This is a genomic window from Roseibium sp. AWQ4_254, from assembly GCF_056161025.1.
Genome location: NZ_JBSWYH010000007.1, coordinates 145506 through 166234, shown reverse-complemented (window position 1 = coordinate 166234; position 20729 = coordinate 145506). Strand labels below are relative to the sequence as shown.

Below are 20729 nucleotides of genomic sequence, written 5' to 3'. Positions count from 1 at the left end.
TATCGGCTGCGCGTCAGGCGCAGGCGGGATACACGAAGCATGCAAGGGGCGGAGACCGCCTCTGGGTCAGTTGGTGTCGCTCGTCAACTGTTCCAGGCCCTGCTGCTCGGATTCGCTATAGGACGGCTCTTCTGCCGCCGCGCCGCTGCCGCGGCCATTCAGATTGGCATCCCGGATCCGGTCGAGGATCGCCTTTTCCGGATCTTCCGGTAAAATCGCCACCAGCCGCTCGCCAATAGACAACAGGATCGGCCGCGACTTGGCGTCCAGAACCCAGGTCGGCTGCTTGTCCGGCTGAACGAACCAGTTGAAGAACATCATCGCGACGACCACCAGCAGCAGGCCGCGCACGGCGCCGAACACGAATCCCAAGGTCCGGTCCAGCGCACCGATGCGGCTGTCCAGCACGAAATCGGAAATGCGCATGGTGATGTAGCTGACAATCACAAGCGTGACCAGGAAGACGGCGGCCGCAGAGGCGCCCATGGCGACAAGGTCGTGGTTGATATATTGTTTTGCGTAGGGAAGCACGCGCTCATAGAGCAGAAATGCGGCTGCTGCTGCCGCCACCCAGGACACGATAGACAACACTTCGCGGACAAAGCCGCGGATCATCGCAAGCACAGCCGAAATGAACATGATGGCCAAAAGCAGCCCGTCCAGAATGGTGATCGGCATGGTCCTGAAAAATCCCTTTCCTGGTGCTCACCGAGGAGCTCAAAACATTTGCCCGTTCCATAGGGGGCATTTGGGGCCATCATGCGTCAGCCGGAGCTGGCCGCACCAGCTTCAGCCGTGAGTTTGGCCACAAAGTCCCCAAGTTCCGGAAGCCCGGTGGCCTTGAATGACGTTGCCGCACTGTCTTTGAGGTTTCCTTCCGGGCACAAGGCCTGATCGAACCCCAGTTTTTCTGCTTCCTTCAGCCGGGACTGGGCCTGGGCCACAGGCCGGATCGCGCCGGAAAGACTGACCTCGCCGAAATAGACGCAATTGGCCGGAAGGGCAAGCCCGCTCAACGAGGAGACAAGGGCGGCTGCAACGGCAAGGTCGGCGCCCGGTTCCGTGATCTTGAGCCCGCCAGCCACGTTCAGATAAACATCGTGCTGGGAGAAGCGGACCCCGCAGCGCGCCTCCAGCACGGCCAGGATCATGGAGAGTCGCGCGCTGTCCCAGCCGATCACCGCTCTGCGGGGCGTTCCGAGAGACGATTGGGCGACCAGCGCCTGGATCTCGATCAGAAGCGGCCGGGAGCCTTCCAGCCCGGCAAAGACGGCTGCGCCGGGAGCGGAGGTGGACCGGTCGCCCAGAAAAAGAGCGGACGGGTTGGACACTTCCACCAGGCCCTTGCCGGTCATTTCAAACACGCCGATCTCGTCGGTCGCACCAAAGCGGTTTTTGACCGAGCGCAAAATTCTGTACTGGTGCGCACCATCGCCTTCAAAATAGAGAACGCCGTCAACCATATGCTCCACCACGCGGGGGCCTGCAATCTGGCCGTCCTTGGTGACATGACCGACCAGAACCAGCGTGGTGCCGTTTTTCTTGGCGTAGCGCACCATGGCCTGGGCCGAGGCCCGGACCTGGGTCACGGTGCCGGGGGGCGAGTCCACCTGATCGGTCCAAAGGGTCTGTACGGAATCCAGGATCAGCAGGGCGGGCGGAGTGTCCGCTTCCAGCGTGGCCAGAATGTCTTCCACACTGGTTTCGGCAGCCAGCGCCACGGGGGCGTCTGCAAGTCCAAGCCGTTCGGCCCGCAGGCGGACCTGGCCGATGGCTTCTTCGCCGGAGATATAGATGGTCTTGTGGCCGAGATGGGCGAGCTGTGAGGCCGCTTGAATAAGCAGGGTCGACTTGCCGATGCCCGGATCGCCGCCGACCAGAAGGGCGGAGCCGCGCACGAAGCCGCCGCCGGTCACCCGGTCCAGCTCGACCACCTTGCTCTGGATGCGCGGGGCTTCCTTGGTCTCACCCGACAGCCCGACCAGGGGCACGACGCGGCCCTTGCTACGGGATGCCCGGCCCGGGCCGCCACCAATGCCGCCGCCCGTCTGCTCTTCCACAATGGTATTCCAGTCGCCGCAGGATTCGCAGCGCCCGACCCATTTGGCCGTGACTGCGCCACAGGACTGGCAGACAAAGGATGTGGACCGCCGGGCCATTCACTCCGCTCCGTTCAGGTCAGTGGCGCGTAAATCCGTTCGAACCGCTGCCCGAGGCTTGTCAGATACTCATAGTCGATGGTTTCCGCATAAGCTGCCAGGTCCGCAGCTGCAACATGGGGACCCAGCATTTCCACAAAGGCGCCCCGTTTGATGAGGTGCTGTGGAATATCGGTCACATCCAGCGTGATCATATCCATGGAAATCCGTCCGAGGATCGGGGCCTTGTGTCCACCGATCATGGCAAAGCCGCCGGGCCGGTCATCGGAAGAACTGGCGCGCCGCAGCATGCCATCGGCATACCCGGCGGCGACAACAGCGTTTTTCAACGGGCGGCGGGCGGTCTGGGCAGCGCCGTAGCCGATGGTATCGCCCGCCGGAACGTCGCGCACGATCATGATCCGCGCCTCCACCTTGGCAACCGGCGTCATCGGATTGGGGCCGTTGTCCAGTGCCTTGCCGCCATAAAGGGCGATCCCGGGGCGGACCAGATCGAAATGATACTTCGGGCCCATCAGCACTCCGGCGGAATTGGCCAGCGAGCGCGGAAATCTGGCGAACGGACCAGTGATATCCATGAACCGCTCCAGCTGCTGCCGGTTCATGGGATGGGCCGGATCAGAGCCGCAGGCCAGGTGGCTCATCAGCAGAGAGGGTTCAAAAGGGGCCATCAGATCCGCATCTGACAGCGAGGCCGTGAATTCTTCTGCCGACAGGCCCAGCCGGTGGATGCCCGTATCCACATGAACGGCCGCTCCGAAGGCCTGGCCGGAGGCCTTGCACAATGCTGTCCACTCTTCCAGTTCGGCCAGTGAGCCCAGAACCGGCCGGATATTGTGCTCCAGATAGGCATCAGCCGTTCCGGGCAGGAGCCCGTTCAAGGCGTAGATGACCGCATCCGGCAGGGTCTGGCGCAGCGCAAGTGCCTCTGTCGGCACGGCGGTAAAGAATGTTCTGCAGCCGGCGTCATAAAGGGCCTGGCCGGCTTTTTCCTGTCCGGTGCCGTACGCGTCGGCCTTGATGGCGGCGCCGCACTCCGTGGCCCTGCTCAGTTTGGATTTCAGGAAACTCCAGTTCCGTGCAATGGCTGTCAGATCAATGGTCAGGCGGCCACCGTAAAGGCTGGACGGGTAGGGGGAGGACAACTGGGAAGGCACTGTGCTGGAAAGCTCCGCTCGGCTGGGCATCGGGAGGAATCGGAGGCTCAGCTTATCCTATCGGCCGGGGGCGATGCCAATCCGATTTGCCGGAAAAGGGCGGGGTGGGCTTCTGCCGAAAGGAGATCCGTGGAGGATCAATCCATATACAAAAACTCGATGCCGATTTCGTCGGTCCTGATCCAGCGGATCTCGCCGTGAAAGCGCAACTTCTTGCTTTCGACCTCAAGAACAACTCTGGCGTTTGAGACCAAGCCCTTGGACTTTGTCGCGACGCGGCACCCGCCAGCACTGATGTCTTCGACAATGCATGGCTGATGGATGTTCTCGTGCTTCAGGATTCCTGGCCATTTACAGTGTTTGCGCGGGAAAATCCGCGCTTCTTCCAATAATTTTTGCGCAGGCGAAATCACGTTTGACTAGTCCTGAGAAATATCAATGCCTCGAAGGCAGATTCCAAGACTAATTCATGATATTTAAGAAGAACTTAAGATTGTCAATTTGAACAATGCGAGACTGGCTTGCCGCTGCGACGGCAAGAAGATAGCCGGTGCGGGAGAACGCAGACACAGGCTGTTTTCTGGATGGCCATCGGCCTTCGGCCATCCAGATCGTTGAAGAAACAGCAGAAACAGGAAGGTGAAAGGGTGGCGGCGGCCTATTCGTAGCGTTCCGGCAGATGCTCGTCTTCCGCCAGATCGGAGAAACGGGTGAACTCGCCCTGGAAGTGGAGGTTGGCTGTGCCGGTCGGGCCGTGACGCTGTTTGGCGATGATCACTTCAGCCTTCCCCTTGGCTGCCTCATGCTTGGCCTCCCAGGCCGCATATTCCGGCGAGCCGATTTCGGGCTCGGTCTTGGAGAGGTAATATTCCTCACGGTAAACGAACAGGATCACGTCCGCGTCCTGCTCGATGGAGCCGGATTCACGCAGGTCCGACATCATCGGGCGTTTATCGTCGCGAGATTCCACCTGACGTGAGAGCTGGGAAAGGGCGATGATCGGCACGTGCAACTCTTTTGCCAGCGCCTTCAGGCCGGTGGTGATTTCCGTAATCTCCTGCACCCGGTTGCCGGAATTCTTGGCGGACCCGGACAGGAGCTGGATATAGTCGACCACCAGAAGATCGAGACCGCGCTGGCGTTTCAGACGGCGCGCCTTGGCCACCAGGGAGGCAATCGAAATGCCGCCGGTCTGGTCCACATGCAAAGGAACCGTCTGCATGGTTTGTGCGCAGGCGGCCAGCTTTTCGAACTCGGCTTCGGTAATGTCGCCGCGCCGGATCTTGGAAGATGAGATTTCCGCCTGCTCGGAGATGATACGGGTAGCCAGCTGTTCGGCCGACATTTCCAGGGAGAAGAAGCCGACAACGCCGCCATTGGTGGTCTTGATCGACCCGTCAGGCTGCTCTTCGGACTTGTAGGATTGGGCAATGTTGTAGGCGATGTTGGTGGCCAGGGACGTCTTGCCCATGGCCGGACGTCCCGCCAGTACGATCAGATCGGAATGCTGCAGTCCGCCCATCAGCCGGTCAAGCTCGCGCAGACCGGTTGATATACCGGAAAGCGCTCCCTCGCGGTTCCAGGCGGCATGGGCCATCTCGATGGTTTCGCTCAAGGCGTCACCGAAGGAGACGAAGCCACCTTCACTGCGCCCGGTTTCGGCCAGTTCGAACAGCCGGCGCTCGGCATCGTCAATCTGCTGGGACGGGGGCACGTCGATCGGCGCGTCAAAGGCGATATTGACCATGTCCTCGCCGATCCGGATCAGATTGCGGCGGATGGCCAGATCATAGATCGTGCGGCCATAGTCTTCCGCATTTATGATCGAGGCCGCATCGCCCGCAAGCCGGAGCAGGAATTGTGTTGCCGACAGGTCCGCGATTCTGGCATCGGCCGGATAGAAGGTCTTCAGCGTGATCGGTGAGGCTGTCTTGCCCGCGCGAATAAGGTGGCTGACCTTTTCGTAAAGGTCCTGGTGTGACGGCACGAAAAAGTGGTGCGGCTCCAGGAAATCCGAGACCCGGTAGAATGTTTCATTATTGACGAGAAAGGCGCCCAGAAGCTGGCGTTCCGCTTCCGCGTTGTGCGGGGCGAGACGCTGGATTTCTTCTTCTGTTTCGACTTTCTGCAAAGTACCCTTCATCTGGACCCCCAATGACGCTTATCCATCCGGAATACCTGTTGAGGCGGGGGGGCTCAAGGTACAAAAACAGCTCTTTTTGTTTCCCACTGCCTTCGGCAAATCAGCGGGGAAAGAGTCGAATCCCGCTTGACTCCAAAGCGTGTAGAGGACTCAAGGGTCTAGCTGTTAGTGATTGATTATAATAAGTTTTTTTCAAATATGAACAAAAGATTAATGAATTCAATAGTGAATTCAATACGTTGTCAGTTGTGTCATGATGCCGTTGTGGAGGTTTGATTTGCCGTAGCGTAAAAATGTCGCCGGCAAAATAAAAACGGCACTGCGGTGCAGTGCCGTTTCCATCTCACAAAAAGAGGAAGGTTGGCCCGATCAGGCGTCTTCTTCTTCCGCAGCTGCTTCCGCTTCGGTGTCAGCAGCCTCTTCAGAAGCTTCGCCGTCTTCGCCTTCAGCGTCTTCGTCTTCTTCAAATTCGAAAATGTCCTGTTCCGGCGTGGTCAGGTCTTCACCAGCAGCCTGGCGGTTCGCTTCGTCTTCGGAGCGGGCCACATTGACCGTGATCGACACTTCGACTTCCGGGTGCAGGCTGATCAGAACCGAGTGCAGACCGATGGTTTTGATCGGGGTGCGCAGTTCCACCTGGCTACGGGCCACGGTGAAGCCGGCGTCTGTCAGGCCTTCAGCCACGTCACGGGTCGAAACGGAGCCGTAGAGCTGGCCGGTTTCGCCTGCAGAGCGGATCATGACCAGAGCTTCGCCGTCGAGTTTGGACGCAACAGCTTCTGCTTCGTTCTTGCGCTCCAGATTGCGGGCTTCAAGCTGAGCGCGCTCCTGCTCGAACCGTTCCAGGTTAGCTTTGTTGGCGCGCAGGGCCTTGCCTTGCGGCAGCAGGAAGTTACGGGCATAGCCGTCGCGCACGCGCACGGTGTCGCCCATCTGGCCGAGCTTTGCGATGCGCTCAAGAAGGATAATCTGCATGGGTTTTCTCCGACTGTCCCGCCCCGTCTGTTCCTGGGGCGGTTAGAGACCGTTTGACCGCGGCCCCAATACGGCTCTCCCGGGCTGGCCCGGGAGATATGCTCACACAGGAGCTGTTAGCTGATCACGAAAGGCAGCAGGCCGAGCAGGCGGGCGCGCTTGATGGCACGGGCCAGTTCACGCTGCTTTTTCGCGGACACCGCGGTGATGCGGCTCGGAACGATCTTTCCGCGCTCGGAAATGTAGCGTTGCAGCAGACGGATGTCCTTGTAGTCGATCTTCGGCGCATTGGAGCCGGAGAACGGGCAGGTCTTCCGGCGGCGGAAGAACGGACGGCGGCTCGGAAGCTGTGCAATATCAACCATTGTCTCTTACTCCTCTTCACCACGGCGCGGGGGACGGCCACCGCCGGAGCGCTCGCCACGGTCACCACGATCACCGCGGCCGCCGCCACGGCGGTCATCGCGGTCACGCTTCTGCATCATTGCGGACGGTTCTTCGTCCAGTTCATCGACGCGGAAGGTCATGAAGCGCAGGACATCTTCGCTCAGGCCCATCTGACGCTCCATCTCGGCCACAGCAGCGTGCGGTGCGGTGATGTTCATCAGTGTGTAGTGAGCCTTGCGGTTCTTCTTGATGCGGTAGGCAAGGGACCGCAGACCCCAGTTTTCGACTTTGCCGACAGTACCGCCAGCGCCTTCGATGAGGCCCTTGTACTGCTCGACGAGTTGTTCGACCTGCTGGGCCGAAACGTCCTGGCGTGCCAGGAAGACGTGCTCATAAAGAGGCATGAAAATCGCCTTTCTTCGAGTTGACAGCGCGGGATCGGCGCAAAGCCTCCTCGTAACCCCGGAAAGGCACGAGAAATCTTACGGAGAGCGGGAACACGGGAAGTCGGATCTTTGTTGTGATCCTGGCAAATGCCCTTCCGTTCAGCCCCCGGCCAAATCCCGGATGAAGCGCGCTATGTACTCTGTTTTCTGCGAAATGCAAGCGCAAAACGTGCGTGGTGTCTTCAGTGCACAAAAATGGCAAGGCAAACCCGCTATGCGCGCAAGCGCGAGGTCTGGTGAAGTGAAAGGCCTGCATGCCTCGCCATGTGACCAATTTCAAGAGAGCGGCGTCCGAATTCGGTTCGTAAATCTTCCATCGGCGGCCTCCTGCAACCCTGCCGCAGCGACGAGCAAAAGCGGCCCGCTGGCGGTTACTGGCACGGGAAAGACCCGAATACCCGCCGGAATTACGCTATGTATAAGACCGTATTGGATCGGATCTTCAGGTTTGACGGCAAGCGGCGTGACAACGTGCGGCGGGTGTGCAAAAGCCACCGAAGGCCGCGGCTTGAGGGCGTTCCGCCGTGGCGGGTGCCTTGGACGATGCTCCACATTGCACAGTGACACGCTCCTTGCAGAACGCTCTCATGTCACGGTCAAACAGGGTCTAATCGGGTGAGGTTGGTCTTTGGCCCAAAGCACCACCTTGAGAGCCGGAACACTCGCTCAAAAGTCTCAAAAATTCTTTCCGCATGTCCAGTCTCGGGAAACGCGAACGCAGCAGCTATGCGTATATTTTGAATTGAAATGTGCATTGAGACAAAACTTAATGACACTGTAAAAAATAACTAAAAATGATATCTTTCATTGGTCATGTGTCAAAGATTAGGGGAGGCGTTTGCCTGGTTTGCCGTCATAATTTGCCTGGTTTGGCGCCATCAGGAGATGGCCCGGATTTGAGACGATTCAGGCCAGACATTGTTTCAGGCCAGACATTGTTTTTGGGGCAAATGTGCAGAATGCGGGATTTTGTACAAAAAGAGCATGATTTAAGGGTTTGATTGTCCCGTGGGCCTTGACAGTGCAGGCAAGAGCGTATCATAGCCTCGCGCCAAGTTCGGCACGCGCCCGCAAGCGGGTGGCAGGCCGTATGTTTTCCAAGCCGCCGGTCTGCACCCAGGAAAAGGGTACGCCGGACGGCCATGTTTTTCGGAGGCGTCTTCCCGATGACCACAGCGTTCACATTCCCAGGCCAGGGCAGCCAGAGTGTCGGAATGGGCAAGCTTCTTGCCGAGACCTATCCGGAGGCGCGGGCTGTTTTTGACGAAGTGGATGAGGCGCTCGGGCAAAAGCTTTCCGAGGTCATGTGGACGGGTCCGGAAGACGCGCTGACGCTTACGGCAAATGCCCAGCCGGCCCTGATGGCGGTGAGCCTCGCGACCATGCGGGTGCTGGAAGCCAAGGGGCTGGATCTGAAAGCGCATGTGTTTTATGTCGCCGGTCATTCCCTGGGTGAATATTCCGCACTGGCAGCCGCGGGCAGCTTGGACATTGCCACCACGGCGCGTCTTTTGCGCGTACGCGGGGAGGCCATGCAAAACGCCGTTCCGGTGGGGCTTGGGGCCATGGCCGCTCTGCTCGGCCTGGATTTTGATGTTGCTGCCGACGTCGCACAGGAAGCCGCGCAAGGCGAAGTCTGTCAGGCCGCCAATGACAATGCTTCCGGGCAGGTGGTTGTGTCCGGGCACCTGGCCGCCGTTGAGCGGGCCGTGGAGATTGCCAAGGCCAAGGGCGCGCGCCGGGCGGTGATGCTTCCCGTCAGCGCACCGTTCCACTGTTCTTTGATGGCGCCTGCCGCTGAGGCCATGTCCGAGGCTCTGGCCAATGCGGATATCAAGGCACCGGCCGTGCCGCTGGTTGCCAATGTTCTTGCAGCGCCGGTCTCCGATCCCTCCGAAATCCGCTCCCGTCTTGTGGAGCAGGTCACAGGCACGGTGCGCTGGCGCGAAAGCGTTCTCTGGCTGGCGCAAAATGGTGTGGACACGCTTGTGGAAGTCGGCACCGGCAAGGTGCTGACCGGCATGGTGCGCCGGATCCACAAAGAGGCGAGCGGTCTTGCGGTGAACACGCCGGACGATATTGATGCGCTTATGGAAAAGCTCGGCGCCTGAGGCGCCCCGGCTTGCCAATCACTTTAAAGACATCCCGCAGGGCAATTCAATCAGGCCACAGGGCAAATCAATCAGGGAAGGACCCTCAATGTTCAACTTGGAAGGCAAAAACGCTCTCGTGACCGGCGCCACCGGCGGGATCGGTGAAGCCATCGCCCGTGTGTTGCACGCCCAGGGCGCTGCCGTGTCCTTGTCCGGCACCCGTGCCGAAAAGCTGGAGGCTCTGGCCGGCGATCTGGGAGAGCGTGCCTTTGTCACGCCTGCAAACCTGTCAGATCGCGAGGCTGTGGATGCGCTGTTGCCGGCAGCGGAGGAAAAAATGGGCTCGGTCGACATTCTGGTCAACAATGCCGGGATCACCCGAGACAATATCTTTATGCGCATGAAGGATGACGAGTGGGATCAGGTGCTGGAAGTGAACCTCACCTCAGGGTTCCGCCTGTGCCGGGCTGCCATCAAGGGCATGATGAAGCGCCGGTCCGGCCGCATCATTGGCATCACTTCCGTTGTTGGTGTGACTGGCAATCCGGGGCAGGTCAATTATGCCGCTGCCAAAGCGGGCATGATCGGGATGTACAAGTCTCTGGCCCGCGAAGTGGCGAGCCGGCACATCACGGTCAACACGATCGCGCCGGGCTTTATTGAAACCGCCATGACCGGGGCTTTGAACGACAAACAAAAGGAATCGATTTTGGCGAGCGTGCCGGCGGGCCGTCTTGGCACTTCGGAGGAGATCGCCTCCGCCGCGCTTTACCTTGCCAGCGACGAAGGGGCCTATGTCACGGGGCAGACCCTTCATGTCAATGGCGGTATGGCTATGATTTAAAAGAGAGTTTCGCCGAGCAGGCAAAAAGAATCCGGGCCGTTTTCAAGCGGTCTGGACTGGCTGGTAAAGGTGAACAAAGTGTGTTACCAACCCGCCGATTGTTCCGAATTGCGTTGTCGCACCCGGTCCCCGGGTCCGATTTCGCTGAGACACTTGGAGTTCGCGCGTTCTCGCCACCGTTTTTTCCCAAGGAAACCGGATTGGTGCGGTGTTGCGGCTGATGAATAGACGAAGAATAAGGAAGTGAAAGATGAGCGATATCGCGGATCGGGTAAAGAAGATCGTTGTTGAGCACCTGGGTGTTGACGCTGAGAAGGTTGTGGAAGGTGCAAGCTTCATCGACGATCTGGGCGCAGACAGTCTCGACACTGTTGAGCTTGTTATGGCATTTGAAGAAGAATTCGGTGTGGAAATCCCGGATACAGCAGCGGAGACCATCCTGACCGTTGGCGACGCTGTCAAGTTCCTGGAAGCCAACAAGTAAGGGAAGCTCCCTTTCTTGAATTCTGATTGACGATCGGGCCGGCGGGGAATGCCCCGCCTGGCCCATCAAACGTAAGTGCAGGTGTATGAGGCGAGTTGTCGTTACTGGGTTGGGCATGGTGTCGCCGCTGGGCGGCAATGTCGACTCCACTTGGAAAAAGATCCTTGAGGGCAGAAGCGGGGCCAACAAGGTCACGACGTTCAAGGTGGATGATCTGGCCTGCCAGATTGCTTGCCAGATCCCGCGCGGCCCGGGCGAGGATGGCGCGTTCAATCCCGACGACTGGATGGACGTAAAGGAACAGCGCAAGGTCGACGACTTCATTGTCTATGCCATGGCGGCTGCGGATCAGGCGATGGCCGATTCCGGCTTCAAGGCGGAAACGTACGAGCAGCAGGTGCGCTCCGGTGTTCTGATCGGGTCCGGCATCGGCGGGCTTCAGGGAATTGAGCAGGGCGCTTATCAGCTTGCGGAAAAGGGGCCACGGCGGATCAGCCCGTTCTTTATTCCCGGACGCCTGATCAATCTTGCCGGCGGCTATGTCTCCATCCGGCACGGTCTCAAAGGACCGAACCATGCGGTGGTAACGGCCTGTTCCACCGGGGCTCATGCCATTGGCGACGCCTCGCGTCTGATCGCCTTCGGCGACGCGGATGTGATGGTGGCGGGCGGCGCGGAATCGCCGGTCTGCCGTCTTGCACTGGCTGGGTTCGCAGCCTGCCGGGCGCTGTCCACCGGCTTCAACGAGGCACCGGAACAGGGCTCACGCCCCTATGATGTGGCCCGGGACGGGTTTGTCATGGGTGAGGGCGCCGGTGTCGTCGTTCTGGAAGAATATGAGCATGCGGTTCGCCGTGGCGCGACGATTTATGCGGAAGTGATTGGCTATGGCCTGTCCGGCGATGCCTATCACATCACTGCACCAACACCTGACGGGGACGGCGCCTACCGGTGCATGGAAGCTGCGTTGAAGCGCGCCGGAGTGTCGCCGGCGGAGGTTGATTATGTCAACGCCCACGGCACTTCAACTCCGCTTGGGGATGAGATCGAGCTGGGCGCTGTGTCCCGACTTGCAGGCGAGCATGCCGGAAAACTGACCATGTCTTCCACGAAGTCCTCGGTTGGACATCTCCTGGGCGCAGCCGGGGCTGTGGAAGCGATCTTCTCCGTGCTTGCCATCCGCGACAGCGTGGCGCCGCCCACGATCAATCTGGACAATCCGTCTGTGGCGACCGAGATTGATCTGGTCCCGCACAAGGCGAAGAAGATGGACATCAACGTGGCGCTTTCGAACTCTTTCGGATTTGGCGGCACAAATGCTTCGCTCGTCTTCCGCAAAGTTGCCGCATAACCCCTTCAAATTCTCCCGGACCGTTGCCGGTCTTTGGCAGCGGTTCAGGAATTTGTTTGTGACAGCTGGTTCGATTGTGTCCGGGTCATGGATTTTGGGCTCGATCTTGGAGGTGTGACCCGACATGCGCATAAAGCCGAAAAGCCCGCGTGAAGCCCTGCAGCCGGAACCGGCCCCGGCTCCTCCCCAGCGCTCGCGCCATGTGCGCAATCCCCTGGTTATCCTCAGCAATATGATCATCACGCTGGCGGTGTTCGGGATGGCTGCTGTTGGCGGTGCGCTCTATTTCGGCAAGCATAAATTCGAAGGGCCCGGACCGCTGGCCCAACAGGAAATGGTCGTGATTTCGTCAGGCGCAAGCCTGTCGGGCATTACGGACAGCCTGTCCAGCAAGGGCATCATCAACGACAATGTGGTTGATGAGTGGATCTTCAATCTCGGTATCCGCTTCTTCAAGAATGCGAACAAGCTGAAGGCTGGGGAATATGCATTTGCCCCCGGTGTTTCGATGCAACAGGTCATGACCGATCTGGTGGAAGGAAACGCGGTCACCCACTCCGTCACTGTTCCGGAGGGCTGGACCACGGCCCAGATCGTGGAACGCGTCCGCCAGCAGCCAGTGCTGGTGGGCGAGATCACCGACATTCCGGCCGAAGGCGACCTGCTGCCGGAAACCTATACGTTCGCGCGAGGCACGAGCCGTCAGGAGGTGATCAACCAGATGAAGGCCGCTCAGGAAAAGCTGCTTGCGGAGGTCTGGGCCCGCAGGACGGCCGATTTGCCGGTCTCCACTCCTGAGGAACTGGTCATTCTGGCGTCCATCGTGGAAAAGGAAACCGCCTTGGCGGATGAGCGTCCGCGGGTGGCAGGTGTCTTTGTCAACCGTTTGAACCGCAATATGCGGCTCCAGTCCGATCCAACGATCCTCTACGGTCTTTACGGCGGCGAAGCCTGGCTGAAAGACCGCTCAGCGATCAAACAATCGGAGCTGAAGGCAGAAAACAAATATAATACCTATCAGATTGATGGCCTGCCGCCGGGGCCAATCGGCAATCCGGGCCGGGCGGCTATGGAAGCTGTTGCCAATCCGTCGCGCACCAAGGATCTTTATTTTGTGGCTGATGGAACCGGCGGGCATATCTTTGCCGAGACCTATGAGCAGCATAAGGCAAATGTCCGCAAATGGCGCGAGATCGAACGCAAGCGCCGGGCGGAGCAACAGCAGCAGAACACGTCGAACTGACCTGATGCGTGTCTGACGTGCGGCAGCGCCCGGACATTTCAGGGCCAGACTGGCTGAAAATCTGCAGGGGCAAGGGCGGATCCGCACCGGACACGGGAGGATCCGGCCGGATGGATGGCCACATGGCCAGGATCATTGGAGGGGCACATGGCACTTGCCAGCATGACCGGATTCGCGCGCATGCAAGGGGATTGCGCCCCCGTGCGCTGGACTTGGGAACTGAGATCCGTCAACGGAAAGTCACTGGACCTGCGCATCCGGATCCCAGCCGGGCTGGAAGTGCTAGAGCCGCAGATCCGTGAGCGCTGCGCCAAGGTGCTGCGGCGAGGCAACGTGAGCATCGGGCTCGCCATGCAGCGGGATCAGTCGGAGCAGCAGCTTCAGGTTAATGAGGCTGCGCTTGAGGCCGTGCTGTCCACCATTAGCCTTCTGAAATCCCGTGTTCCGGATCTCGCACCACCGTCACTGGATGGTATTCTTGCTCAAAAAGGGGTTTTTGAGCTTAAGGAGCCGGAAGATGACGAGGCAGCTCAGGCTGCTTTGCACTCGGCGCTTCTGACCACCCTGGACGCAGCCCTGATCGATCTGGTGGACATGCGCCACACGGAAGGGACAGCCATTCATCAGGTGGTCCGGGGGCAGATTGACCGGATCGCCGATCTGACGCGGGCGGCAGAAATCCTCCCGGCGCGCAAACCTGAAGCCATCAAGGACCGTTTGAAAAAACAGGTTCAGGAGCTCATGGAGGCGTCTGACGGTCAACTTGACCCGCAAAGGCTGCATCAGGAAGTGGTGTTTCTGGCCACCAAGGCCGATATCAGGGAAGAACTCGACCGGCTGCAGGCCCATGTGGCGGCGGTGCGCGATCTCATGGACAGTGGCGGCGCCATTGGCCGCAGGCTCGATTTTCTGGCCCAGGAGTTCAACCGCGAGGCCAACACCCTGTGCTCAAAGTCCAATGATGTGGCCCTGACCGCAATCGGGCTGGACTTGAAGGCTGTCATTGATCAAATGCGCGAACAGATACAGAATTTGGAGTGATTCCCATGACCGATGTCCCCGCCGGCACAACAGTGAGCGCCGATCAGGCCGAAGAGCAGCGCCGGGGACTGATGCTGGTGCTGTCGTCTCCGTCCGGTGCCGGGAAATCCACAATCGCCCGTATGCTCCTGGAGAAAGAGAACAATCTCGAACTGTCCATTTCGGTCACAACCCGGCCGCGGCGGTCAAACGAAGTGGATGGGGTGCATTATCACTTTCTGGACACGGCCCGGTTTGAACAGATGCGCGCGCAGGACGAGTTGCTGGAGTGGGCCGAAGTGCACGGCAACTATTATGCGACGCCGAGAGGGCCGGTTGAGGCCGCGATCGAGAGCGGGCGGGATATCCTGTTTGATATCGACATCCAGGGCACGTTCCAGCTCTATGACAAGATGCGCTCCGATGTGGTGTCAGTGTTCATCCTGCCGCCCTCCATTGCAGAGATGAAATCCCGCCTGCTCGGCCGAGCAGAAGACGCGGACGAGATCATAACCAAACGCATGAAAACGGCTGTCGGTGAGATGCGCCATTGGTCAGCATATGACTATGTGGTGGTGAATGACGATCTGGACCGGGCCTATGAAAATGTCCGCGCCATATTGCGGGCGGAACGCTTGAAACAGTTCCGTTCCCCCAAGATCGGGCCGCTGATCCAGGGCATGGTCAAGGATCTTGAGGCGGAGCTTGGCGACACAGCCTGATCTCAAAACAAGGTCTTGAGATTGACCGGAACCCTTATGACAGACCATCGCCTGAAGGGGAAAAGAGTTTGTGCCCAAGGGCTGTGGTGCGGAGACGCCGCTTACGGTTTTGGGGCTGCTTGAAAGGTGTTGGCCAGGGATACAAATCCGGCGATGTCGATTTCTTCTGCCCGGGCGGTTGGTTTCAGTCCAGCTGCGGTGATGAGGTCCTCCGCGTCCGGGGAGAGGGCTTTCAGGCTCGCCCGCAACATTTTGCGCCGCTGCCCAAAGGCTGCAGCCGTGACTTTTTCCAGTGCGGTCAGATCACAGGGCAGAGGCGCTTCATTTGGCGTCAGGTGCACCACCGCCGAGGTGACCTTTGGCGGCGGTGTAAAGGCTTTCGGGCTGATGTCGAACAGAATGCCGCTCTTGCAGCGCCAGCCTGCCAGAACTCCGAGGCGGCCATAGGCCTTGCTTCCCGGGGGCGCTACGATGCGATCGCCGACTTCCCGCTGAAACATGAGCGTCAGCGACGACCAGAAGGGGGGCCAGTCTGCTGTGGTGATCCAGTTCACGAGAAGCTGCGTGCCCACATTGTAGGGAAGATTGGCGGCAATACGCACAGGACCGCCGCCGGTCACGGTCACCGGATCAATGGCCAGGGCATCCCCTTCAATCACCTCAAGCCGCCCCGGATAGTGCCGGGAGATTTCCGCAAGAGCGGGCAGGCAGCGGCTGTCCTTTTCAATGGCAACCACTTTTTTTGCGCCAGCCGCCAGCAGGGCGCGGGTCAGCCCTCCAGGGCCCGGGCCGATTTCAAGGACCGTGCAGTCCTCCAGTGTCCCAGCGGAGCGGGCGATCCGCGAGGTGAGATTCAGATCCAGAAGAAAATTCTGCCCGAGTGATTTCTTGGCGTTGAGGCCATGCGTTGCAATGACATCGCGCAAGGGGGGCAGGTCGTCTATCTGTGCCATGAGGGGAAGCCGTTAAAATGTGTCTGGAGCCGCCAGCGCTGCGGCAAGGCGCAAGGATGCAGCGAAACTGTCGATCCGGGCCGTCCCGGTCCCTGCGAGACCATAGGCCGTGCCATGGTCCGGAGAGGTTCTGACAAAGGGAAGGCCAAGCGTCACGTTGACACTGTCGTCAAAGCCGATGGTTTTTGCCGGAACAAGAACCTGATCGTGATACATGCCAAGTGCACAGTCATAGGTACTGCGTGCCGGTGGATGAAACAGGGTATCGGCCGGATGGGGGCCAGAGGCTGCGATCCCCATGGCCTGGAGCCGTTCGATGGCCGGAACAACCGTATCCCGGTCCTCCGTGCCAAGGGCTCCGTCTTCACCCGCATGGGGGTTCAGCCCGCACAGCGCAAGTCTCGGGTGGGAAATACCGAACCGCATCTTAAGATCTGCAGCAGTGATCCGGGCGGTTTCGACAATGAGCTCCACCGTAAGCGCCTCCGGCACGTCCTTAAGCGGAATATGGATGGTGACGGGAACAACCATCAGTTCGGGACCGGCAATCATCATGACAGGCTTTGCCGGTGCACCGGGCCAGTGTTTTTCCGCCAGAGCGCCCAGAAATTCCGTATGACCGGGAAAGGAAAACCCGGTTTTGTAGAGAGCGGCCTTGTTGATCGGGTTGGTCACAAGGGCGGCCGCTAGACCCGCCCGGATGTCCTCGACACAGGATTCGATGGAGCCGACTACTGAGGCAGCCGTTTCATCCCGTTCAATCCCCGGCCGGTCCTGAAGCTCAGGTCCCGTTTGAACCAGAGGCAGGGCCTTGGCAAACTGCGCGGTCGCCTCTTCCGGGCGGCTGTTCAGAATGGACAGTTTGACCCCGATTGTTCGGGCCCGTTCTTCCAGAAGTGCCTTGTCCCCGCGCACATAAAATGGGGGCAGGTCCAGAAGCTTTCGGTTTGCCCAGGCCAGAACGGCGAGTTCTGGCCCGATCCCAGCCGGTTCCCCCATGCTGACAGCCACCGGCAGTTTAGCGAAGCTCATCGGTGATCAGCGGTAGATGATGGTGGCGCGGCGGCGGACTTCCAGCAAGTATTTGCGGGACTGTTGTTCGCCTTCCTTGGCGCGGATCTCATTCTCAAGCTCGGCCCGGACAGCTATGTCGGAGGCGATTTCGCGTTTGCCGCAAACAGCAATCATCTCATACCCCACCGGAGTGGTGGTCGGTTTGGTCAACCGCCCCGGTGCCAGTGCATTGATTTCCTTGCGCATGTTTTCCGGCAGCTCGGTTTCCAGGCGGCGGCCAATCGGTTGCACGACCACTTCGCTATACTGCCCGAGCACGGTGCCAATGTCGTCGCAGCTCTGGAAGGAGGCACGGATCTTGTTGCTCTCCTGCTTGCGCTTTGATTTGAAGCCACCGGAAGATTTTTTCGGCACAACGACAATGACGCGCTTCAGGTCATATTCGATGGATTTCTGGCGTTCAGCTTCATCAGTCTTTTGAAGGGCAGCAATGATGTCGGATTCGTTCACTTCAATCTTGCCGCTGAACTTGCGCTGCAACAGGCGGTTCCAGGCAAGCTGTGCTTTCAGGCGGGCCTTCAGGGTTTCCGGTTTCACCCCGCCGCTTCGCAAGGCTTTTGACAGCTGCGACGGCGACATTTTTACATTGCGGGCAATGTTGTTGAAGGCGTTGTCGACCTGCGACGTGCTGATTTCGATATTGTAACGCTTGGCTTCCGACAGTTTAGCCTGGTCATCGATCAGCTCTTCCTTGGCTTGGCGTTTTGCGGCAGACGCCGACTTGCGCTGGGTCAGCGTGATCAGGCGCGCGCGCTGGCTGATGTCATAGTCTGTGATTGGAACATCATTGACGATGATCTTGATGGCCGCAGAAGCCGGAGTTGCCACCGGCGCCGCCAGCACCAGAAGAAACAGAAGAAATACAGGTACAAAGCGGGTTCGCATTGTCAAACCATCCGTAAAGGCCAGAAGCCAAACCGAAATTATAGCGTGTCACGTTTATCTGGATTCGAACCATATTGCCTTCTGCGTTGAAATCTTTGATTTCGGACAGCAAAAGGCAAACCTGATGAAACGCGGCTTGCGCTAGTGTTGTTGTGGCCTGCTTTTTCGCATATCGCGGGCACAAATTCAAAGTATTCCCAGTATGATGCCTGTTTTCGTGGCGGCAAAATGTCTTTGCGGAAGGACCGGAAACAGAAAACCGTGAAGGGGCGCGGGCCTTGCCGTTTGTGATGACCGCCCTTCAGGGAGGGTCTCCTGTTGCTTGCCGGGCAGAGAACGTGCGCAGCTTGCGTATTTCCCGTCCAGGCCATCGCCGCCTGCTATGCCTTGCAGATCTTCACGCCATACGGTGATCTAGTTGTTCAGGACACCTTTTGACACCTGGGTGCTTCCGATTGTGCGCAAGCCGATGCGGAAGAACAACGTCCGGTCGACATCATCGCCATCGTTCCGGCTGCGGTCCTCCGCATAGGAGACGGAGAACGAGAAGCCTTCGTCGTCATAGCCAAGTCCTAGGCCATCCTGCACGATGTTGGCATTTTCCATATCGTAACGCATGGATCCGAACAGCCGCCAGTTTTCCTTCAGGCGCAGGCTTGCAGACCCGAGAATTTCCTCGCGCGGGTCATCAATGCCGAGATCCGGCTGCTCGCCAAGGAAGGCATAGGCAAGGGACGAGACAACCGGACCATAGATCGCGCTCGCCTGGGCCTGCAGGCGGTTAACGGAGAAATTGTCCTTGTCGAACCGGGCCTGCGCACCAACTTTCACCCCGTATTGGGTGTCGAGATAGAGGCTGCCCACGTAATCGGAGACGGAGGACGCCAGGCCTGAATCCTCAGTGGCTCCCAGAATATCGGGAACCGCATAGGAGTTCTCGCCAGCCAGTTGATAGGAACGCCCGAAGAGGCCTGTGACGTAATAGCCGCCATCCAGCTGCAGTTTGTAGTTCATGCCCACATTCAAACGCGTGCCGCCTTCGGCCCGGTCGAACCCGGAAAACTTGTCATAGTCGAACAGAGTTGTCGTATCGAATACGATGCTCTGGGCGTCTTCGTTTGGCAAATCCCCGATCCGCTGTTCATCCGGCCGGACAACGACCTGGGCAATCGGTTCGAAAATTTGGGACCCGCCGGTAAAGCTCGCCATGATGGGATAACGGTATTCCAGACCGACGGCCGGCATGGCCCGGCCAACAAAGCTTTCCCCGGCCAGGGCTGTGACGTCCGAATCGGGCGAGGCCAGGAAAAATAGATCGCTGCGCATATAGGCAAAGGGTGTGAAGGACTGGCCCAGCGGATCGATATAGGTCCGCCGCCAGTCGCCTTGCATGGTCAGACGGGAGAACGTTCCGTCCACGCCCCGGAATTTCGCGGTCGTGCCGCCGTCCACCGAAAACGCATCAGTTTCATCCCGGGTCAACGAGGTGAAATTCGCGGTCAGAGACAGTTCACCCGCCAGCACGGGATCGGCAAAGACGTAGTCATAGTCAATCACGGGAAGGACAAGGGGCTGTTTGTCCTGCAGGGAACTCCCAACCGGAGAGAAGCCATTGGCGTCGAAGTCACTGTCTTCATAGTCAGACTGCGAGATCTGGAACGCATAGGCTCGCACGGTCAGGGCATTGCGCTCGTTGGCTCCTTCCAGATAGACGGTTGATGTATCGCTGCCGCCAATGGTTGCAAACGAGTAATCTTTGAAGAATTGCCGGTCGCTCTTGTAGGTGACGTTCCAGCCGAAGGTCCAATCCGTCGAAATATTGAACCTGCCCTTGGAATTGACTGCACCGCGCAGGCGGTCATCCGCCCGGTCCGTAGTGAATTGGCTGGGTTGAGCCTGCATGAGCCCGCCCGCCGCAACCGAAAATTCTCCGAAAGAGAACCGCTGCCGGTATTGCACTTCCCCGAACAGACCCTGTTTCGTGAGTGGCGTCAGGGTTGTGGTGACGTCGTTGCTCGGGCTGAGCACCCAGAAATAGGGAACCGTGACCCCGTAGCCCAATTTGTCGTTGATGGTGCCGGTTGGCATCAGGAAACCCGATTTGCGCGTGATCGTCGGGTCGGGCATGGACAGGAACGGGAGATAGGCAATCGGCTTGCCATAGATCTCAAACGCCGCGTTTTCGAAGCGGATGACCTTTTCCTGCTGATTGTGAATAATTTTCTGGGCGCGCACCCGCCAAAGCGGGGGCTTGTTCGGCGGGTTGGTCGGTTTTGTGTAAACCGTGTACACGCCGTTTTCGATCGCTGTGACATTGTCACCCTGGCGCGTGGCCTTCTCCGCCAGGAACCGGGTTCGTTTGGTGGTGTCGATTTGCAGGGCCTTGGCAAACCCATCAGCAAAGTCTTCCGACAGGGTCAGCTCGGACGTGCGGACCACGGTGCCGTTCGAATCGACGAAAATCACGTTGCCCATGGCGGTGAGCTGACCGCTTTTGCGGTCAAACACGATCTTGTGGGCCTGGACCGTGTTGCCGTCGTAAAAGACCTGCACATCACCGGTCGCGACGATCAGATCCTCATCGAAATTATAGATCAGATCGCTGGCTTCCAGCAGCAGCTCTTCATTGGGAGAAACACTTCCGGCAAGGTTGCTTGCCAGATCCTGGGCCTGTGCGCCCGGAAGCGCGTCCAGCCACAGGCTTGCAGCCATGGCAACAGCGCTGACCGCCGCCAGCAGGCAGCTCTTTCTGGTCACGTTCTCTGTGTTCAGGAAAACCGGCAAAGACATCGG

The 20729-nt window shown here is 59.1% G+C and carries 19 protein-coding genes; 7 read left to right on the top strand and 12 right to left on the bottom strand.

Going from position 1 to position 20729, the window contains the following annotated elements:
• Positions 1–66: 66 nt before the first annotated feature.
• The 8 genes from ACXAIC_RS07440 to rpsF form a co-directional block, all read right to left on the bottom strand.
• On the bottom strand, positions 67–678 hold the full coding sequence (locus ACXAIC_RS07440) for a CvpA family protein (RefSeq protein WP_475175271.1): 612 nt from the start codon (positions 676–678) through the stop codon (positions 67–69).
• A gap of 86 nt (positions 679–764) precedes the next feature.
• A complete protein-coding gene (gene radA, locus ACXAIC_RS07435; protein WP_475175269.1) occupies positions 765–2159 on the bottom strand; it encodes a DNA repair protein RadA in 1395 nt (464 codons plus the stop codon).
• 14 nt (positions 2160–2173) lie between these two features.
• The gene (alr, locus tag ACXAIC_RS07430; RefSeq protein ID WP_475175267.1) at positions 2174–3316 is read right to left on the bottom strand and encodes an alanine racemase; all 1143 of its coding nucleotides are present in this window, start codon (positions 3314–3316) and stop codon (positions 2174–2176) included.
• A gap of 137 nt (positions 3317–3453) precedes the next feature.
• Entirely contained in the window at positions 3454–3729 is a 276-nt protein-coding gene (locus ACXAIC_RS07425; RefSeq protein WP_475175264.1) for a PilZ domain-containing protein, read from the bottom strand.
• Positions 3730–3974: 245 nt separating this feature from the next.
• Positions 3975–5459, bottom strand: a complete 1485-nt coding sequence (locus ACXAIC_RS07420) for a replicative DNA helicase (protein ID WP_475175261.1) — start codon at positions 5457–5459, stop codon at positions 3975–3977.
• A 369-nt stretch (positions 5460–5828) separates the two neighbouring features.
• A complete protein-coding gene (gene rplI / locus ACXAIC_RS07415) occupies positions 5829–6434 on the bottom strand; it encodes a 50S ribosomal protein L9 (RefSeq protein WP_475175259.1) in 606 nt (201 codons plus the stop codon).
• Positions 6435–6550: 116 nt separating this feature from the next.
• Positions 6551–6799, bottom strand: coding sequence for a 30S ribosomal protein S18 (rpsR, locus tag ACXAIC_RS07410; RefSeq protein ID WP_029066450.1), 249 nt, complete (start codon positions 6797–6799; stop codon positions 6551–6553).
• Positions 6800–6805: 6 nt separating this feature from the next.
• Positions 6806–7225: a 30S ribosomal protein S6 gene (gene rpsF / locus ACXAIC_RS07405; RefSeq protein ID WP_475175256.1), complete on the bottom strand. Its 420-nt coding sequence runs from the start codon at positions 7223–7225 to the stop codon at positions 6806–6808.
• A 1208-nt stretch (positions 7226–8433) separates the two neighbouring features.
• Here rpsF and fabD point away from each other — a divergent pair.
• The 7 genes from fabD (at position 8434) to gmk (ending at position 15024) form a co-directional block, all read left to right on the top strand.
• Positions 8434–9378 carry an ACP S-malonyltransferase gene (gene fabD, locus ACXAIC_RS07400; protein ID WP_475175255.1) on the top strand — a complete coding sequence of 315 codons (945 nt, stop codon included), beginning with the start codon at positions 8434–8436 and terminating at the stop codon, positions 9376–9378.
• An 88-nt stretch (positions 9379–9466) separates the two neighbouring features.
• Entirely contained in the window at positions 9467–10204 is a 738-nt protein-coding gene (fabG, locus tag ACXAIC_RS07395; protein ID WP_475175252.1) for a 3-oxoacyl-[acyl-carrier-protein] reductase, read from the top strand.
• Positions 10205–10454: 250 nt separating this feature from the next.
• Complete coding sequence (locus ACXAIC_RS07390; protein ID WP_008194310.1) at positions 10455–10688, top strand: acyl carrier protein; 234 nt, start codon at positions 10455–10457, stop codon at positions 10686–10688.
• Between the two features lie 85 nt (positions 10689–10773).
• Positions 10774–12039, top strand: coding sequence for a beta-ketoacyl-ACP synthase II (fabF, locus tag ACXAIC_RS07385; RefSeq protein ID WP_475175250.1), 1266 nt, complete (start codon positions 10774–10776; stop codon positions 12037–12039).
• 124 nt (positions 12040–12163) lie between these two features.
• Positions 12164–13282: an endolytic transglycosylase MltG gene (gene mltG / locus ACXAIC_RS07380; protein ID WP_475175248.1), complete on the top strand. Its 1119-nt coding sequence runs from the start codon at positions 12164–12166 to the stop codon at positions 13280–13282.
• Positions 13283–13429: 147 nt separating this feature from the next.
• Complete coding sequence (locus ACXAIC_RS07375; protein ID WP_475175247.1) at positions 13430–14323, top strand: YicC/YloC family endoribonuclease; 894 nt, start codon at positions 13430–13432, stop codon at positions 14321–14323.
• A gap of 5 nt (positions 14324–14328) precedes the next feature.
• Positions 14329–15024: a guanylate kinase gene (gmk, locus tag ACXAIC_RS07370; protein WP_475175245.1), complete on the top strand. Its 696-nt coding sequence runs from the start codon at positions 14329–14331 to the stop codon at positions 15022–15024.
• Between the two features lie 101 nt (positions 15025–15125).
• On the opposite strand, the gene rsmA is transcribed toward gmk, so the two are convergent.
• The 4 genes from rsmA to ACXAIC_RS07350 all read right to left on the bottom strand — a co-directional run bounded on the left by rsmA (position 15126) and on the right by ACXAIC_RS07350 (position 20726).
• Positions 15126–15977 carry a 16S rRNA (adenine(1518)-N(6)/adenine(1519)-N(6))-dimethyltransferase RsmA gene (gene rsmA / locus ACXAIC_RS07365; protein WP_475175242.1) on the bottom strand — a complete coding sequence of 284 codons (852 nt, stop codon included), beginning with the start codon at positions 15975–15977 and terminating at the stop codon, positions 15126–15128.
• A 12-nt stretch (positions 15978–15989) separates the two neighbouring features.
• Positions 15990–17009 carry a 4-hydroxythreonine-4-phosphate dehydrogenase PdxA gene (gene pdxA / locus ACXAIC_RS07360; protein WP_475175240.1) on the bottom strand — a complete coding sequence of 340 codons (1020 nt, stop codon included), beginning with the start codon at positions 17007–17009 and terminating at the stop codon, positions 15990–15992.
• Between the two features lie 6 nt (positions 17010–17015).
• On the bottom strand, positions 17016–17936 hold the full coding sequence (locus ACXAIC_RS07355; RefSeq protein WP_475175238.1) for a peptidylprolyl isomerase: 921 nt from the start codon (positions 17934–17936) through the stop codon (positions 17016–17018).
• 414 nt (positions 17937–18350) lie between these two features.
• The gene (locus tag ACXAIC_RS07350) at positions 18351–20726 is read right to left on the bottom strand and encodes an LPS-assembly protein LptD (RefSeq protein WP_475175236.1); all 2376 of its coding nucleotides are present in this window, start codon (positions 20724–20726) and stop codon (positions 18351–18353) included.
• Positions 20727–20729 lie beyond the last annotated feature (3 nt).

Bases quoted from the DNA above. Each gene is read 5' to 3' on its own strand.
- rpsR (WP_029066450.1), bottom strand. From the start codon at position 6,799: ATGGTTGATATTGCACAGCTTCCGAGCCGCCGTCCGTTCTTCCGCCGC.
- ACXAIC_RS07355 (WP_475175238.1), bottom strand. From the start codon at position 17,936: ATGCGAACCCGCTTTGTACCTGTATTTCTTCTGTTTCTTCTGGTGCTG.
- fabG (WP_475175252.1), top strand. From the start codon at position 9,467: ATGTTCAACTTGGAAGGCAAAAACGCTCTCGTGACCGGCGCCACCGGC.
- rpsF (WP_475175256.1), bottom strand. From the start codon at position 7,225: ATGCCTCTTTATGAGCACGTCTTCCTGGCACGCCAGGACGTTTCGGCC.
- ACXAIC_RS07440 (WP_475175271.1), bottom strand. From the start codon at position 678: ATGCCGATCACCATTCTGGACGGGCTGCTTTTGGCCATCATGTTCATT.
- radA (WP_475175269.1), bottom strand. From the start codon at position 2,159: ATGGCCCGGCGGTCCACATCCTTTGTCTGCCAGTCCTGTGGCGCAGTC.
- pdxA (WP_475175240.1), bottom strand. From the start codon at position 17,009: ATGAGCTTCGCTAAACTGCCGGTGGCTGTCAGCATGGGGGAACCGGCT.
- fabF (WP_475175250.1), top strand. From the start codon at position 10,774: ATGAGGCGAGTTGTCGTTACTGGGTTGGGCATGGTGTCGCCGCTGGGC.
- gmk (WP_475175245.1), top strand. From the start codon at position 14,329: ATGACCGATGTCCCCGCCGGCACAACAGTGAGCGCCGATCAGGCCGAA.
- ACXAIC_RS07390 (WP_008194310.1), top strand. From the start codon at position 10,455: ATGAGCGATATCGCGGATCGGGTAAAGAAGATCGTTGTTGAGCACCTG.
- rsmA (WP_475175242.1), bottom strand. From the start codon at position 15,977: ATGGCACAGATAGACGACCTGCCCCCCTTGCGCGATGTCATTGCAACG.
- mltG (WP_475175248.1), top strand. From the start codon at position 12,164: ATGCGCATAAAGCCGAAAAGCCCGCGTGAAGCCCTGCAGCCGGAACCG.
- ACXAIC_RS07420 (WP_475175261.1), bottom strand. From the start codon at position 5,459: ATGAAGGGTACTTTGCAGAAAGTCGAAACAGAAGAAGAAATCCAGCGT.
- ACXAIC_RS07350 (WP_475175236.1), bottom strand. From the start codon at position 20,726: ATGTCTTTGCCGGTTTTCCTGAACACAGAGAACGTGACCAGAAAGAGC.
- rplI (WP_475175259.1), bottom strand. From the start codon at position 6,434: ATGCAGATTATCCTTCTTGAGCGCATCGCAAAGCTCGGCCAGATGGGC.
- fabD (WP_475175255.1), top strand. From the start codon at position 8,434: ATGACCACAGCGTTCACATTCCCAGGCCAGGGCAGCCAGAGTGTCGGA.
- ACXAIC_RS07375 (WP_475175247.1), top strand. From the start codon at position 13,430: ATGGCACTTGCCAGCATGACCGGATTCGCGCGCATGCAAGGGGATTGC.